Genomic DNA, 13881 nt, shown 5'->3' with positions numbered 1-13881 from the left:
GCATACCCTATCGTCTCCGAGGTCCCCAGTGGGAGTGGCCCGCCGTGAAAAGGCGATGAGCTGCAAGAAACACATTCTGGTGCGAACGGTATAGAGTGGGGAAGTTGTCAGCGCGGAAGGGAAGAGTTGCCATGGTTGCCTATGACGCGGCGAGTGTTCGTGGTTTATATACGGGACTCGCTGACGGCTGGACGTACCTCAACGCGCACGCCGCGCCGCAGATTGCGGAGAAGGTTGCCTCCGGCGTCGCCCGAGCCTTCCGCACCGCGAATGCCGTCTTGCCTGCAGATGCCCCCGTGGGCGCCCATTCCGCAGCCCCTGTCGCCGGCATGCTTGAGGGCGAGAAGCACCTTCAGGCCGCCCGCATGGCCGTCGCCGATCTCGTGGGCGCGCGTGCCGATGCCGTCGTGCTCGGCCCCTCCCTGCCCGTGCTCTACCAGTCGCTCGCCCGCGCCCTCGGCCCGCTCCTGCGCCGCCAGTCCTCGGTGGTGCTCTCCAAGCTTGACCCGCCGGCGCTCTACGCCGCCTTCGCCCACGGTCCGCATGGCTCGACCGTGCGCTGGGCCCAGCCGGACCTCGGCACCGGCGAGCTGCCCGCCTTCCAGTACGCGGAGCTTGTCGATGGCTCCACGCGCCTCGTGTCCCTTTCCGCCGCGCATGAGTTGCTTGGCACCGTGGCACCCGTCCATGACATCATCGAGACCGTCCGCTCCCGCTCCCGCGCCTGGACGCTTCTCGACGTCACCGCGCTCGCCCCGTACCGTCCCATCGACATGGATGACCTCGGCGCGGACATCCTTGCCATTGACCTGGCGCAGCTCGGTGGCCCGCAGATCGCCGCGCTCGTCTTCCGTGACACCGCGATGTTCCGCCGCCTCGACGCTCTCAGCCCCGGCCAGACAGCGCACACCGCCGCGAAGCTCGAGACCCCCGTCTCCGCGGGCCTCGCTGGCGGCGTCGGTCCGCTCGTCGACCATATGGCGACCCTCGCCGGCGGCGACCGTGGCTCCCGCCGCGTGCGCCTGCGCGGCTCGATGGAGTCCCTCGAGGCCTACCTCGACGATCTCCGCGCAGACCTCTATATCTATCTCGGCACGCTGAGCCAGGTCCACATCCTCGGCGCTACCGGCGAGGCCGCCGCCGAGGCTTCCGATGACCGCCTCCCGCGCCTATCCTTCGCCGTGCGCGGCGTGCCGGCCGAGACCGTCCACCGTCGTCTCTTCGACAACCGGCTTGTCACGACGCTCGCCCCGGCCACGCCCCTGCTGCGCGACATGGGCATCGACGAACTCGGCGGCGCCGTCACCGTAGCGCTCGGTCCGTTTAACACGCACAACGACATCGAGCAGCTCACCCGCGTCGTCGCCTCGCTGGCGTAAGTCTCCCCGGCCTAGTCGGCGTTCGTGAGCACCAGGGTGCCCGTGACCTCACCGGAGTCGAGGGCCTCGTGGGCGCGGGCGGCACGAGCAAGCGGGAACGTCGCGTGGAGTGCATGCTTGACGCGGCCATCCTCGAGCATGGGCCAGACGTTCTTCACCGTCTCGGCAACGATGGCGGCCTTGTCCGCGTGGTTGCGGCCACGCACCGTCGTGCCCTGAATGGTGAGCCGCTTGTTGAGGACGACGCCGAGGTTAATCTCGCCTTTCGTGCCGCCCTGCATACCGATGATGACCATGTGGCCGTCCACGGCGAGCGCCTTGAGGTTCTGCTTCAGGTACTTCGCGCCAATGATGTCGAGGACGACGTCGCACTGGTTCTTGAGCTCTTCAGCGAAGTCCTGCTCCTTGTAATTGATGAGGATATCCGCGCCGAGCTCGCGGCAGCGCTCGAGCTTTTCCGCCGAGCCTGCGGTAACAGCCACCGTCGCGCCGAGAGCCTTGGCGACCTGGATAGCGAAGGTGCCGATGCCGCCGCCACCGCCGTGGATGAGAATCGTCTGGCCTTCCTTGAGGCCCGCGGCCATGACGATATTCGACCATACGGTGCAGGCGACCTCGATGACGGCGGCGGTCTCTTCCAGTGTGAAGCCCTTGGGGATAGGCAGCAGCTGGCCTTCCGGCACGGCGACGAACTCGGCATAACCGCCGCCGGCGAGCAGCGCGCCGACTTCCTCGCCGACTTTCCGGCCGGTATCACCCGCGTCAACGATGACGCCAGCGGCCTCGAGACCGATAATCTCCGACTCGCCCTTGGGCGGCGGGTACGCCCCGCGCGCCTGGAGCAGGTCCGCGCGGTTGACGCCGGCGGCCTTAACCTCGACGAGTACCTCCCCGGGCTTGAGCTCTGGCGTATCCACTTCGCCTAGTTCGAGCGAGCGGGGGTCTTCTAAGTCCTTCTGAATGATTGCGTGCATGCACCCCAAACTAGCGTTTTCTTCCCGCCGCGCGCCGGGCTTTCGGGGCGCTGACTTGGACTGGGGATTCTTTTAGACCGTGGGTACGTACACATTCACGCAGCTAGCGAGAAAGGAGTCAACGATGGTGACTCCGCACTTGGTGATGTGGGCGACCGCGGAGCCTGTCGTGTTCGATGCAGACGATGATGCCTCGTGTCTGCGCGTGTACCGCGAGACTGTGGGCGTCGCCTCTTACGAGGAGCTCACGCGCATCGTGAACAAAAGACATTCTGATACGCCTCTGGCCCAGGTCACTGGCGCCCGACTCGTGCGGGCCACGTGGGAGGACCGATTTTCGGAATTGCGAGGCGAGTGTGAATCGCGGCCCACGGTTTAGTAGGCTAAAGCAGTTACGTTCTGTGGTCGCTTGCGACTGCAGTTGTGACGAGGAGACGTGGCAGAGCGGCCGAATGCACTGGTCTTGAAAACCAGCGTGGGGAAACTCACCGAGGGTTCAAATCCCTCCGTCTCCGCCAATATCATTTCCCCTGGTGGCTATCCACCGGGGGTTTTGCTTTGTCTAGGCTGGTCAACGGCATAATCCATTTTGTCATTTGGGGACAGGTATAGCCACAAAATGACGTAATGAAGGGAAAGTTAAGGGAATTTTCTTCCCGTTCCGGCGACTTGGTGCCTTGGCCGAGAGGATAGGCAGCGGTCTGCAAAACCTTTGACACGGGTTCGAGTCCCGTAGGCACCTCCACTTTCCGCTGAGTCCAATAGGGCACGCGTCGCAGGCGGCTGGCAGTCCACCCTCAGGCACGCCGAGACCTCTGAGCTTCATTTCGCATCGAGCGACAGATCACACTCGATAATATCGTCATCGGGCGATATAATCGCCATATGGCTATGAAGCAACAGGACGGGGCAACCCTCGACGAGGTGGCGACGGCAGCATACGCCCACCTATTCCAAGCATTTGCAGAACCGACGAGGTTGGCGATCGTGCAGCACCTCGCCTCGGGTGAGCACCGGGTCCGCGATCTGGTCGAGCACATGGGCCTGGCCCAGTCTACGGTGAGCAAACATGTCGGCTTTCTCGTTGAGTGCGGCCTGGTGACGATGCGCCCGGAAGGGCGCTCCACCTGGTACTCGCTGACACAGCCCGAGCTCCTGCGTACCCTCATCGCCGCTGCTGAATGCCTCCTCGATGCCACCGGCACGCAGGCCCTGCACTGCACGCACCTGCGACTCCCACATATCCACCACGCGACAGATACGGAGAAGAAGTAGATATGGGGGCAGGACACAATCACGGCCCCGCCGCCAGCGAGAACGGGCACCCTGGAGATTTCCGCAAGAAACTCTGGATCGCATTCTCGATCACCGCGATGATCGTCGTTGCCCAGGCCATCGGCTCGGTCATCACCGGCAGCCTCGCACTGCTGACCGACACCGCCCATGCCATCACCGATGCCTTCGGCCTGCTGGTTGCACTGATTGCCGGGACGCTGATGCTCAAACCCGCTAACGCCAAGCGCACCTGGGGGTTCCGGCGTATCGAGGTGATCGCAGCCCTCGGGCAGTCGGCACTGCTGCTGGTGGTGGGCACGTACGCCGCCATCGAAGGCATCCGGCGACTGTTCGAGCCGCCGGAGGTGCCCGCAAGCGAACTGCTGATCTTCGGCATTATCGGCCTGGTCGCGAACACCATCGCCATCACCGTCCTCGCCTCCAGCCGCGGTTCGAACTTCAACATGCGTGCCGCGTTCCTCGAAGTCCTCAACGACGCCCTCGGCTCACTCGGAGTGATCATCGCGGCGATCGTGATCGCCACGACCGGGTTCACGCAGGCCGACGCCATCGCCGGACTGTTCATCGCCAGCCTGATCGTGCCTCGCGCGTTCAAGCTGATGCGTGAGACCATCGGCGTCCTCATGGAGTTCACTCCTAAGGGCCTCGACCTCGACAAAGTCCGCTCACACATCCTCGAACTCGACCACGTTCAGGATGTCCATGATCTGCACGCCTCCACTGTGGCGACCGGTCTACCGACCCTGACCGCCCACGTCGTCGTCGACGACGAGTGCTTTACCGACGGTCATGCCGCCCAGATGCTCCAAGAGATCAAAGACTGCGTTGCAGGACACTTCGAGGTCTCCGTTCATCACTCGACCTTCCAGATCGAGACCGAGCACATTGCCGAACATGAACCGGAAGTCAGCAAGCACAACTGAACGCAGCGCCCCCTCCCGGGCTCGTACCGGGCGGGGGCGCCTAGTGCTGCCTAGTGCGTATGTGGGGATCGATATTCAGCGTCCTCGAGGCGGAGGGTGCTCGTGGCGTTGTCCTCATCGATAATGAGGTCCCCACCGCCGTACCACGTGCGGGCGGTTACGACGAGCGGTGCTGCGGAGGTGGTCATCGCGGTATTCCTTTCGCGCGCTAGCGACGCTACCGGTAGATAACGGTGTTGGCCACTACGAATTCTGCTCTAGCCAGGCGTTGATTCCGCCGCGCAGCGAGACGACGTTGGTGAAGCCGCGCTCGCGCAGGAGGGCCACGGCCTGGGCGGAGCGGATGCCGGAGGCGCAGTGGATGACCGCGTATTCGTCGGGGTCGAGGTCGGGGTTCTCGCCGTCGACGATGCGGTCGAGCAGGAAGTGCTCCGCGCCGGGGATGACGGAGTGCTCGCGTTCCTCGGCGGTGCGCACGTCGATCAGACGGGTGCCGAGGGGAACGGCGCGGACTTCGGGGGCATCGTCAGGCTGGGTGGGTACGGTGCCCGAGGTGACCAACGGGATGTACTCCCACGTGCCGGACAGGGCGTCGAAGTAGCCGAGCTTGCCCACGAGGGGCTCGCCGACGCCGGTGATGATTTTGAGGGCCTCGAGGGCCATGGCGGAGCCGACGATGCCCACGACGGGGCCGAGCACGCCCGCCTGCGAGCACGACGGCACGGAGCCGGGCGCGGGGGCCTCGGGGAAGACGTCTTCGTAGACGGGGCCGTGGCCAGACCAGAAGACGGACAGCTGCGCGTCGAAGCCCAGGATGGAGGCCCAGATATGGGGAATGCCCAGCTCGTGGGCGGCCCAGGAGGACAGGTAGCGCGCCTCAAAGTTATCGGTGCCATCGAGGATGACGTCCGCGCCACGCAGCTGTTCGAGCGCGGTAGCGGACTCGAGGCGGCCGAAGGTCTCGACTGTGACGGCGGGGTTGAGCGCGGCGATTTTTTCGGCTGCGGATGAGGTCTTCGGGCGTCCCACGTCCGGCGTGGCATGGATGACCTGGCGCTGCAGGTTGGACAGGGAGACCTCGTCATCGTCGAAGAGAAGGACGCGGCCTACGCCGGCGCCGACGAGGTAGAGCAGCGCGGGGGAGCCGAGCCCCCCGGCGCCGATGACCGCGACGGTGGCACGGGCAAGCTTGGCCTGGCCCTCCTCGCCCCAGAGAGCCTCTTGCCGGGCATAGCGGACGCTCATTCGAGACCCACCCAATTCACGGAGCCGTCAGTGTGGCGTTGCTCTTTCCAGATGGGCACCTCGGCTTTGACGCGGTTGGCGCAGTCCTCGGCGGCATGGAACGCGTCAGCACGGTGCGCGGCGGCGGCGACAACCACAAAGGCTGAGTCCCCGACGCGCAAATCGCCCGTGCGGTGCGCGCACCACAGGCGGGCGTTGGGATGGGAGCTGATGACCTCAGCGGCGACGCGTTTGATTTCCGCGTCCGCGCTGGGGTGCGCAGTGTAGGTGAGCAGTTCGACGCCGCCGCGCCCGCCGTCATGGTTGCGCACGATGCCGTCGAAAGTGACGGTCGCGCCCATGGCAGGCGTTACGGTCGCGGCGACTGCCGCGGCCGTGTCGATGGTCTCGTTCGTCATAAAAGCGTCGATGACCAGGCCGGTGTGCTCTGCTACGTACTGTGGATCAGTGCTCATGCTTCCCTTCGAGCTGTTCAATGATGTGTCCCAGGATAGGCTCCAGCACCTTGACGCCGTCCTTGACCCCACCCGTCGAGCCGGGCAGTGCCATGGCGAAGGTCGTCCCGCGCGTGCCCGCGACGGTGCGCGAGAGTGGGGCGGTGGGCACGCTTGCCGATGCCGCGTAGAACGCGTGGGCAATTCCCGGCAAGGTTCGCTCGAGGTGGGCTTCGAGGGCCTCGACCGTCTGGTCATCGGGGCTGAGCCCCGTGCCACCCGAGGTGAGGATCACCGCGGGCTTCTCGGCGAAAGCCTGGTCGACAGCGGCGCGAATGTCTGCGTCGGGAACCACGGAAGCATCGGCGCACTCCAGGCCCTGCGCGCGCAGGAACTCGACGGCGATGGGGCCGGAGCGGTCCTCATACGTGCCCGCGGCGGCGCGGGTGGAGGCGACGATAACGATTCCGGTGCGTGCCATTAGATGGGGAAGACCTCAACTGGATCGCCGGCCTTGAGGTGCGCGCCAGCGGGGATGCGGATAAGGGCGGTGGCGGACATAGCCTGGGAAATGAGGTGGGAACCTGCACCCGGGAGAAGCTCGGCCTGGCCCATGCCCTCCGGCGAGTGGGAGAGCACACCGCGGCGGAACTGGTCGCGGGACTCGAGGCCGTCCACGTCCTGCATGATGCGCGAGATATACGGCGGGCGCGAGTGGCCGAGGACCGGACCGACGTAGAGACGGAAGCTCACAAGCGTGGAGACCGGGTTACCGGGCAGGCAGATGACCGGAACATCGCCCAAGTGGGCGAGGCCCTGCGGGCCGCCGGGCTGCTGAGCGACGTGGCCGAACCAGCCGTTGGCCTCGAAGACCTGGCGCACGACCTCGAATTTGCCGTGGGAGACGCCGCCGGAGGTGACGATGGCGTCCGGCTGGTAGAGACGCACGACGCCTTCCAGATCGGAGCGCAGGATGCCCGGGTCATCGTTGGTGCGTACGTAGGCGACGACCTCGATGCCGTACTCCTTGCACAGCGCGGCGATCATCGGGCCGTTGGAGTCCGGAATCTGGCCGGCGGACAGGTTGGCGGTGCCGATCTCGGCGCCGCCGGTGACGACGACGATGCGGGCGGGGGCGTACACCTCGACCTCGGTGTAGCCCTGGCCAGCGAGCGCGGAGATAGCGGCCGGGAGCAGGCGCGTGCCGCCGGGGATGAGCAGCTTGCCTTCCTCGACGTCAGAGCCGGCCTTACGGATGTACTGGCCTTCCTTGACGGCCGGGATGGTGACGGTGCCGCCTTGTTCGACGAAGGTGGACGGCTCGCAGAATTCCACCGGCACGATGGCCTTGGTGCCCTCCGGCACCTTGGCGCCGGTCATGATTGGGGTGGCGATGCCCTCCTTGAGCGGTGTCGCAGCCGTGTCACCTGCGGCGACCGTGGCGCCCACAGTGAGCGTGCCGCCAGCTGGGTCCGTGATGGCGTAGCCATCCATCTGGGAGTTATCGAAGCGCGGGGAGTTGTAGGTCGCGTTGATGGACTTGGCCAGGACCATGCCATCGGCCTCCAGCAGGGAACGCGTGACGACGTTCGGTGCGGTGACGACGGCGCGGACGGCGCTCAAGTGTTCTTCGTACGTGCGCATGGCAACTCCTTGTACAAGGGGGATCCGTGGGTGAAACCCCGGTGGGGACACATCTTCTACAAGTCTAGGCTTTTTCTCGCGTGTTCTCGGCTGGCATAGTGGGGTGCATGCTTGAGATTCATTACTTTGCCGCGGCCCGCGCCGCCGCCGGTACCGCCCAGGAGTCTGCGGAGCCCGCAGCCTCCCTGGGCGAGCTTCTCGATGCCCTCGCGGCCGCGCATACCGGCACCACCGAGGCGGGCATGACGCTTGCGCAGGTCCTCGAGCGGTGTACTTTCCTCATCGACGGCAAAAACGCCGAACGCGACGCCGTCCTCGACGGCGCCGCGCGCGTGGATATCCTCCCGCCCTTCGCCGGCGGCTAGCGCGCCCGCAGCGGGCTTGTGAAGAAATTCACCACGCCTGAGACGAGCCCGAGCACGATCGCGCCGAGGATGGCGGGCAGCCAGCCGTCGATGTCGAGGTGACCCAGCGAGGTATCGAGGGAGTTAAATGCCCACTCCGTGATGAGCAGCGCCGCGCCATTGATGACGAGCGCGAACAATCCGAGTGTGGCGCAGGTGAGGGGTGCGCCGAGGAACCGCAGCACCGGCGTGATGACGGCGTTGACGAGAACGAAGACGGCCGCGACGGCGAGGAACGTCGACGAGGAGCCCGCCTCATTGGTCGACCCGATGCCTGGCTCGCCCGGAGTGAGCGCGGGCGGCACGATGTCGATGCCGGGGACGAAAGAGACAACGACCCATAAGGCGAGGGCGACGGCTATGACGTTGAGTGCGAAGTTCCACAGGGCTTTCATGGGTGTGACACTACCGGCCGTCCCTGCGGACCGCCTGAGAAAACGCGCAGACTAGCCGCGGACGGCCTTCCACGCGGCGAGGAGCTGATCGGTCTCCTCCGGGGTCGTCACCGTGATGCGGATGCCTTCGGGGAAGGAACGCACGAGCACGCCCTGCTCGGCGAGCGCGGCGGCGAGTTCTGGGGTCTCGCCCGGCAGCCACACGAAGTTGGCCTCGGAGGGGTACGCGCCGGTGGCCTCGATGACGCGCTGGCGCTCGACGACGGCGGTATCGGTGCGCTGCTTCAGCTCATCCTGCGCGGCGAGGGAGGCGAGAGCGCCAGCCTGGGCCACGGAGTTCACGGAGAACGGGATCGCCACCTTGTTGAGGGCCTCGATCATCTCCGGCTGGCCGAAGGCGTAGCCGATGCGCAGGCCGGCCAGGCCGTAGGCCTTGGAGAAGGTGCGCAGACCCACGAGGTTGGGGTACTTCGCGATTTCCTCGGTGGCCAGCGGGGTGTCCTCGGCGCGCAGGTACTCGGTGTACGCCTCGTCGAGGGCGACGGTGATCTCGGCCGGGACCTTGGCCATGAACTCAGCGAACTCGGCGCGGGTCACGATGGAGCCGGACGGGTTATTCGGGTTGCAGATGAAGATCAGGCGTGTGCGGTCGGTGATCGCGGCGGCCATGGCCTCCAGATCCACGCCCTCGTCCTTGAGCGGGATGGCGACCGGGGTGGCGCCGTGGACCTGGGCGAAAATGGGGTAGGCCTCGAAGGAACGCCACGGAAAGACGACCTCGTCGCCGTCGGTGCAGGTGACCTGGACGAGCTGCTGGCACAGCGCGGAGGAGCCGGTGCCCACGGCAACCTGCTCGAAGGCGACGCCGAGGTGCTCGGCGAGGGCCTCGCGGATGGCAACGGCGCCCATGTCCGGGTAGCGGTTCGCGCCGGCGGCAGCTGCGGCCATGGCGTCGACGGCGGCGGGCAGCGGCGGCTGCGTGGCCTCGTTGGAGGAGAGCTTGAGGGCGTCTTCCTGGCGCTTGCCGGGGACGTAGGCGGGGAGGGAGGAAAGGTCAGGGCGAATCATTTCTATCACTCTAGTGGTTAGGTGCGGTTACGGCTTACGGGTTACGGGGTCCGCGCGGGCCGTAGTCGAATTCGGCGGTGAGCGGGCCGAAGGCCTTGAGGCCGGCGGGGGCATCGGCAGGCGGAAGGTGCAGCTCGAGGAACGCGCCGGCATCCGAGGACTCGATGGCGGCGAGCGCCTCCTCGAGTTCCTCGAAGGTCTGCGCGGAGTAGGACTTCATCGTCGTATCCGGCTTGAAGACCTGCGGCAGCGCGCCGTACGACCAGTTCTGGATGTCGTTGTACTCGTCCTCCATGCCCAGGATGTAGCGCTCGATGGTGTAGCCGCGGTTATTCATGAGTACGATGATGGGATTGAGTTCCTCGCGCAGGATGGTGGACAGCTCCTGGGCGGTGAGCTGGAAGGAACCGTCGCCGATGAAGAGGACGTGGCGGCGGCCCGGCTCAGCAAGCTGAGAGCCGAGCGTCGCGGGCAGGGTAAAGCCGATGGAGCCCCAGATGGGCGAGTTGATGTACTTGACGTTCGCGGGCAGCTGCTGGGCGCTCAGGCCGATATGCGAGGTGCCGGCCTCGGCGATGACCACGTCGTCCGCGCGGAGGAAACGTGCCATGCGCGGCCACAGCTCGGCCTGCGTGAGCGGACCGGTAGGCGCGGCGGCGCTCGTGGTCGGGGCGGGCTCGCGCGGGGTGGCGGGACGCTCGGGGGCGCGGTCGATGAGGGCATCGATAAGTTCGCGGGTGGTGAGCCCCACGAAGTACTCGCCGTCAACGCTGGCGTGCTGGTCACCGAGGTTAACCACGAGCGCGTGGTCAAGCTCGTGCGTGAACGAACCGGAGTTGACCTCGATGAAGCGCGGGTTCGTGGTCACCAGGAAGTCCGAGTGCTCGACGCGGTCCTTGACGCCGGGCGCCGAGGCCGCGCCGTTGTAGGTGCCGATGAAGAGCGGATGATTCTCGGGCAGGAGGGCCTTGCCGGAGGACATCTGGGCGAAAGGAATCTGTGCCTTCTCCGCCAGGCGCAGGAGGGGCTCGGTAAAACCGTGGCGGTCCGCGTCCTGGTCAATAAGGAGGAGTGGGTGCTCGGCGCGGGCGAGGACCTCGAGGATGCGTGCGGCCGCGGCCTCGAGGCGCTCGGGGTCGGAGGCGGGCAGGGAGGTGTCGAGCGGGGCATCGGGAGCCTCGATGGTGAGATGCGTGATGTCCGAGGGGAGCTGGATGTGGACGGGGCGCTTCTCACGCAGACAGGTGCGCAGCGCGCGATCGATTTCCTCAACGGCGTTCATGGGGGAGACGCGCACGGCGACCTCCGTGAACGGCGCGATGGCCTCGAGCATATTCGCGAAGTCGCCATCCGCGAGGGAGTGGTGGAGGTTCCAGCGGAACTCCGTGGCGTACTGCGGTGGGGCGCCGCCGATGGAGACGACCGGGATGTGCTCCGCGCGCGAGCCCGCAATGCCGTTGAGAGCGGAGAGCTCACCCACGCCGTACGTGGTAAGAAGCGCGCCGACGCCGCGCGAGCGAGCATAGCCATCCGCCGCATACGCCGCGTTGAGCTCGTTGCAGGCGCCCACGAAACGGATGCCTTCTGCGTCGCGCAGCTGTTCCAAAAAGCTCAGGTTAAAATCGCCAGGCACGCCGATGACTTCGGTAATGCCAATGTCTTTGAGACGGCGGAGGAGGAATTCGCCCACGGTTGTCTGCATGCAGTGCTCCTTTCGAGACGGTGAGTGCTGCCGTCTATTATGACGCGTTGACATAAAGGGGGCGGTCTTTTGTGTGCGCTCTTTTGTGTGCAGGGGCGGCCCTCAGGTAAAGTCTCCGTGTGATACTTTCGAGTATCTGGAGACGTGCCAGAGCGGCCGAATGGGGCTCCCTGCTAAGGAGTTGACTTACTTGCGTAGGTCCGGAGGTTCAAATCCTCTCGTCTCCGCCACTCAACCCCCGGTTCTCGCCGGGGGTTGTCGCATGTGTGGGGCAAGGCGCCACGCGCGTCGAGGAACCTGCGTCACATAACTAGGCGGCGGGAACGCGCTGGGGTTAGGATCGGCTGGTGAAAATCTCGTGGCTTGGACCCGCGCGGCTCACCGCGGTCGGGTTTATGGCTCTCATCTTGACGGGCACGCTGTTGCTCATGTTGCCCATCTCGGCGCATGTGCCGCACTGGACGCCGTTTCTTCCGGCATTTTTTACGGCGACCTCGGCGGTGTCGCTCACCGGGCTCATCGTTGAGGACACCGGTTCGTACTGGACACATTTCGGCCAGTGCGTCATCCTGGCGCTCATCCAGCTGGGCGGTTTGGGCATCATGTCGCTCGCGTCGCTGTCGGGCATGCTGCTTACCGGGCGGGTGAGCCTCAAGGCGCGTGCTGCGGGCGCGGCGGAGGGACGCCCCATCGTCGAAGGCGGCATTCGGCGCACGCTCACGTTTACCTTTCTCTTCACCTTCGCAGCAGAGGCGGCCGTGGCGCTCGTCGTGGGTGTGCGCGGCATGGTGCACTACGGCTGGACCGGGCCGCAGGCGGTGTGGGAAGGCACGTTTCACGCGGTCTCCGCATTCAATAACGCGGGCTTTTCCACGTACTCGGATAACCTCGTGGGTTTTGCCGCGGACCCGTGGATTCTGCTGCCGCTGGCGGCGGCGATCATCGGCGGCGGTCTCGGCTATCCGGTTCACGCGGAGTTCCTGCGCCGCGTCCGCGCGCGGCTTACGGTGCGCGCACGCGTCCACCATGCATCGGTGACCGCGCGCATGACCTTGTGGGCATCTGCGGTGCTGGTCGTGGGGGGGACGGCGTTCATGTGGGCATCGGAAAGCCGGGGCGTCCTGGCGGGGATGCCGGCGGGGCAGCGGCTGCTCAATGCTTTCTTCATGGCGGTCTCGCCGCGCACGGCGGGCTTCAATGCGATTGATTATGGCCAGGCGCACCCGGTGACGCTCATGGGGACGGATGTCCTTATGTACATCGGCGGCGGCTCGGCGGGTACGGCCGGCGGCATCAAGGTCACGGCGGCGTGTGTGCTCCTTGCGGCGATCGTGGCGGAATTTCGCGGCCGTGATGACGTCGCCATCGGACACCGGCGCATCCCCACTGCGGCGGTGCGCCAAGCGCTGGTGCTGGCATTCTTCGGAATCGCCGTCATTGCGGTGGGCGTGGGCCTGTTGCGCGCCTTCGACCCGCAGTTCACCGCGGACCAGGTCATGCTGGAGGTGACCTCCGCGTTTGCGACGGTGGGCTTGTCCACCGGCATTACCGCGTCGCTGAGTGCGCCGTCCCAAATTATCCTGTGTTTCATTATGTATCTGGGCCGCGTCGGCCCCACCACACTCATCGCGGCGCTCGCCGCGCGCGCGGTCACGCAGCGCTTTAGCTACCCCGAGGAAAGGCCCTTCATTGGTTAATATTTTTGGTTCCCGGAAGACCATCGACATCGCACCCGTCGTGGTCGTGGGCCTCGGCCGCTTCGGCCACGCGTTGGCCCGCGAGCTCATGGACCATGGCGTGGAGGTGCTCGGCATCGACGCTTCGGACAAGTTGGTGCGCGAGATGGCGCCCGAGCTCACGCAGACCGTCCAGGCAGATACTTCCGATGCCGCCGTGCTCACGCAGCTCGGCATCGACGAGGTCGAGCGGGCCGTTGTCGCCATCGGCTCGGACGTGGAGGCCTCTATCTTGACGGCCTCGAATTTGGTGGAGCTGGGCCTGCGCGACGTGTGGGCGAAGGCAGACTCGGAGGCGCACGCGCGCATCCTGCTCAAAATCGGTGTCCATCACGTCATCCGCCCAGAACGCGATACCGGTCGGCGCATCGCGCACCTCCTGTCCGGCCGCTTCGAGGATTTTGCGGAGATCGCGCAGGACTACGGCGTGACCAAGCTCGTGCCGCCCGCGTGCGTGCAGGGCAAGCCGCTCGACCTGGCCAAGGTGCTGCGCGAGTACAAGGTGCAGCTGGTCTCCGTGCGCACGCTGGGGCGGTGGCTGCCGCTTACTGATGGCCGCGAGCTCACGGCGAACGACCTCATCGTGGCGGCGGGCTCGCCGGCGGCGTTGGAGAAGTTCACGGAAGGATAAGCTGCGGCGCCGGCTACAACTCGACCGGCCAGTGGTGGGGATACCGCTTC

Annotated in this window: 15 protein-coding genes and 3 tRNA genes; 9 read left to right on the top strand and 9 right to left on the bottom strand. The window is 66.0% G+C overall.

Translation table 11 applies throughout. The features are described 5' to 3' along the window. Positions 1 to 131 precede the first annotated feature (131 nt). Positions 132 to 1379: an aminotransferase class V-fold PLP-dependent enzyme gene (locus tag HMPREF3227_RS11590; protein ID WP_066485898.1), complete on the top strand. Its 1248-nt coding sequence runs from the start codon at positions 132 to 134 to the stop codon at positions 1377 to 1379. An 11-nt stretch (positions 1380 to 1390) separates the two neighbouring features. Here HMPREF3227_RS11590 and HMPREF3227_RS11585 read toward each other — a convergent pair whose 3' ends face one another. Next, a complete protein-coding gene (locus HMPREF3227_RS11585) occupies positions 1391 to 2353 on the bottom strand; it encodes an NAD(P)H-quinone oxidoreductase (RefSeq protein WP_066513239.1) in 963 nt (320 codons plus the stop codon). Positions 2354 to 2783: 430 nt separating this feature from the next. Here HMPREF3227_RS11585 and HMPREF3227_RS11575 point away from each other — a divergent pair. From HMPREF3227_RS11575 to HMPREF3227_RS11560, 4 genes are all read left to right on the top strand, one after another. Then, positions 2784 to 2871, top strand: a tRNA-Ser gene (locus tag HMPREF3227_RS11575). 153 nt (positions 2872 to 3024) lie between these two features. Next, positions 3025 to 3098 (top strand) — tRNA-Cys (locus tag HMPREF3227_RS11570). 140 nt (positions 3099 to 3238) lie between these two features. Continuing rightward, positions 3239 to 3628 carry an ArsR/SmtB family transcription factor gene (locus tag HMPREF3227_RS11565; RefSeq protein WP_066513237.1) on the top strand — a complete coding sequence of 130 codons (390 nt, stop codon included), beginning with the start codon at positions 3239 to 3241 and terminating at the stop codon, positions 3626 to 3628. A 2-nt stretch (positions 3629 to 3630) separates the two neighbouring features. Then, complete coding sequence (locus tag HMPREF3227_RS11560) at positions 3631 to 4572, top strand: cation diffusion facilitator family transporter (RefSeq protein ID WP_066513234.1); 942 nt, start codon at positions 3631 to 3633, stop codon at positions 4570 to 4572. Positions 4573 to 4622: 50 nt separating this feature from the next. Here HMPREF3227_RS11560 and HMPREF3227_RS13430 read toward each other — a convergent pair whose 3' ends face one another. Genes HMPREF3227_RS13430 through HMPREF3227_RS11540 form a run of 5 tightly spaced genes read right to left on the bottom strand, consistent with a single transcriptional unit; the run spans position 4623 to position 7895 of the window. Beyond that, positions 4623 to 4760, bottom strand: coding sequence for a hypothetical protein (locus HMPREF3227_RS13430; protein WP_154666889.1), 138 nt, complete (start codon positions 4758 to 4760; stop codon positions 4623 to 4625). Between the two features lie 55 nt (positions 4761 to 4815). After that, complete coding sequence (locus HMPREF3227_RS11555; protein WP_066485925.1) at positions 4816 to 5817, bottom strand: ThiF family adenylyltransferase; 1002 nt, start codon at positions 5815 to 5817, stop codon at positions 4816 to 4818. Further along, a complete protein-coding gene (locus HMPREF3227_RS11550) occupies positions 5814 to 6272 on the bottom strand; it encodes a molybdenum cofactor biosynthesis protein MoaE (protein ID WP_066513232.1) in 459 nt (152 codons plus the stop codon). The genes HMPREF3227_RS11555 and HMPREF3227_RS11550 overlap by 4 nt, the downstream gene beginning before the upstream one ends. Further along, a complete protein-coding gene (locus HMPREF3227_RS11545; RefSeq protein ID WP_066485932.1) occupies positions 6262 to 6732 on the bottom strand; it encodes a MogA/MoaB family molybdenum cofactor biosynthesis protein in 471 nt (156 codons plus the stop codon). Before HMPREF3227_RS11545 ends, HMPREF3227_RS11550 begins: the two co-directional genes overlap by 11 nt. Continuing rightward, positions 6732 to 7895 carry a molybdopterin molybdotransferase MoeA gene (locus HMPREF3227_RS11540; protein WP_066513227.1) on the bottom strand — a complete coding sequence of 388 codons (1164 nt, stop codon included), beginning with the start codon at positions 7893 to 7895 and terminating at the stop codon, positions 6732 to 6734. The genes HMPREF3227_RS11545 and HMPREF3227_RS11540 overlap by 1 nt, the downstream gene beginning before the upstream one ends. Positions 7896 to 8002: 107 nt before the next feature. Between HMPREF3227_RS11540 and HMPREF3227_RS11535 the strand changes: the two genes are divergently transcribed. Next, the gene (locus HMPREF3227_RS11535; RefSeq protein WP_066485938.1) at positions 8003 to 8260 is read left to right on the top strand and encodes a MoaD/ThiS family protein; all 258 of its coding nucleotides are present in this window, start codon (positions 8003 to 8005) and stop codon (positions 8258 to 8260) included. Here the strand turns inward: HMPREF3227_RS11535 and HMPREF3227_RS11530 are convergent. Genes HMPREF3227_RS11530 through HMPREF3227_RS11520 form a run of 3 tightly spaced genes read right to left on the bottom strand, consistent with a single transcriptional unit; the run spans position 8257 to position 11464 of the window. Further along, positions 8257 to 8694, bottom strand: a complete 438-nt coding sequence (locus tag HMPREF3227_RS11530) for a phage holin family protein (protein ID WP_066485946.1) — start codon at positions 8692 to 8694, stop codon at positions 8257 to 8259. The genes HMPREF3227_RS11535 and HMPREF3227_RS11530 overlap by 4 nt on opposite strands. Before the next feature lie 51 nt (positions 8695 to 8745). Beyond that, the gene (gene hisC, locus HMPREF3227_RS11525) at positions 8746 to 9762 is read right to left on the bottom strand and encodes a histidinol-phosphate transaminase (RefSeq protein WP_066485951.1); all 1017 of its coding nucleotides are present in this window, start codon (positions 9760 to 9762) and stop codon (positions 8746 to 8748) included. A 34-nt stretch (positions 9763 to 9796) separates the two neighbouring features. Next, the gene (locus tag HMPREF3227_RS11520) at positions 9797 to 11464 is read right to left on the bottom strand and encodes an alpha-keto acid decarboxylase family protein (protein ID WP_066513225.1); all 1668 of its coding nucleotides are present in this window, start codon (positions 11462 to 11464) and stop codon (positions 9797 to 9799) included. 138 nt (positions 11465 to 11602) lie between these two features. On the opposite strand from HMPREF3227_RS11520, the gene HMPREF3227_RS11515 reads away from it, so the two are divergent. From HMPREF3227_RS11515 to HMPREF3227_RS11505, 3 genes are all read left to right on the top strand, one after another. Then, positions 11603 to 11694: transfer RNA gene (locus HMPREF3227_RS11515), tRNA-Ser, on the top strand. Between the two features lie 165 nt (positions 11695 to 11859). Further along, complete coding sequence (locus tag HMPREF3227_RS11510; protein WP_196131607.1) at positions 11860 to 13161, top strand: TrkH family potassium uptake protein; 1302 nt, start codon at positions 11860 to 11862, stop codon at positions 13159 to 13161. Next, on the top strand, positions 13154 to 13831 hold the full coding sequence (locus tag HMPREF3227_RS11505) for a potassium channel family protein (RefSeq protein ID WP_066513220.1): 678 nt from the start codon (positions 13154 to 13156) through the stop codon (positions 13829 to 13831). The genes HMPREF3227_RS11510 and HMPREF3227_RS11505 overlap by 8 nt, the downstream gene beginning before the upstream one ends. Positions 13832 to 13881: the final 50 nt, after the last annotated feature.

The organism is Corynebacterium sp. CMW7794 (assembly GCF_001563605.1).
Taxonomy (GTDB): domain Bacteria; phylum Actinomycetota; class Actinomycetes; order Mycobacteriales; family Mycobacteriaceae; genus Corynebacterium; species Corynebacterium phoceense.
The sequence above is the reverse complement of the archived record's forward strand: the minus strand, read 5'-3'. Positions and strand labels throughout refer to the sequence as shown.

Excerpts from the sequence above, each read along its gene's own strand:
- HMPREF3227_RS11520 (WP_066513225.1), bottom strand. The coding sequence starts at position 11,464 with ATGCAGACAACCGTGGGCGAATTCCTCCTCCGCCGTCTCAAAGACATT.
- HMPREF3227_RS11585 (WP_066513239.1), bottom strand. The coding sequence starts at position 2,353 with ATGCACGCAATCATTCAGAAGGACTTAGAAGACCCCCGCTCGCTCGAA.
- HMPREF3227_RS11565 (WP_066513237.1), top strand. The coding sequence starts at position 3,239 with ATGGCTATGAAGCAACAGGACGGGGCAACCCTCGACGAGGTGGCGACG.
- HMPREF3227_RS11540 (WP_066513227.1), bottom strand. The coding sequence starts at position 7,895 with ATGCGCACGTACGAAGAACACTTGAGCGCCGTCCGCGCCGTCGTCACC.
- HMPREF3227_RS11590 (WP_066485898.1), top strand. The coding sequence starts at position 132 with ATGGTTGCCTATGACGCGGCGAGTGTTCGTGGTTTATATACGGGACTC.
- HMPREF3227_RS11555 (WP_066485925.1), bottom strand. The coding sequence starts at position 5,817 with ATGAGCGTCCGCTATGCCCGGCAAGAGGCTCTCTGGGGCGAGGAGGGC.
- HMPREF3227_RS11545 (WP_066485932.1), bottom strand. The coding sequence starts at position 6,732 with ATGGCACGCACCGGAATCGTTATCGTCGCCTCCACCCGCGCCGCCGCG.
- HMPREF3227_RS11535 (WP_066485938.1), top strand. The coding sequence starts at position 8,003 with ATGCTTGAGATTCATTACTTTGCCGCGGCCCGCGCCGCCGCCGGTACC.
- hisC (WP_066485951.1), bottom strand. The coding sequence starts at position 9,762 with ATGATTCGCCCTGACCTTTCCTCCCTCCCCGCCTACGTCCCCGGCAAG.
- HMPREF3227_RS11530 (WP_066485946.1), bottom strand. The coding sequence starts at position 8,694 with ATGAAAGCCCTGTGGAACTTCGCACTCAACGTCATAGCCGTCGCCCTC.
- HMPREF3227_RS11510 (WP_196131607.1), top strand. The coding sequence starts at position 11,860 with ATGGCTCTCATCTTGACGGGCACGCTGTTGCTCATGTTGCCCATCTCG.
- HMPREF3227_RS11560 (WP_066513234.1), top strand. The coding sequence starts at position 3,631 with ATGGGGGCAGGACACAATCACGGCCCCGCCGCCAGCGAGAACGGGCAC.
- HMPREF3227_RS13430 (WP_154666889.1), bottom strand. The coding sequence starts at position 4,760 with ATGACCACCTCCGCAGCACCGCTCGTCGTAACCGCCCGCACGTGGTAC.
- HMPREF3227_RS11550 (WP_066513232.1), bottom strand. The coding sequence starts at position 6,272 with ATGAGCACTGATCCACAGTACGTAGCAGAGCACACCGGCCTGGTCATC.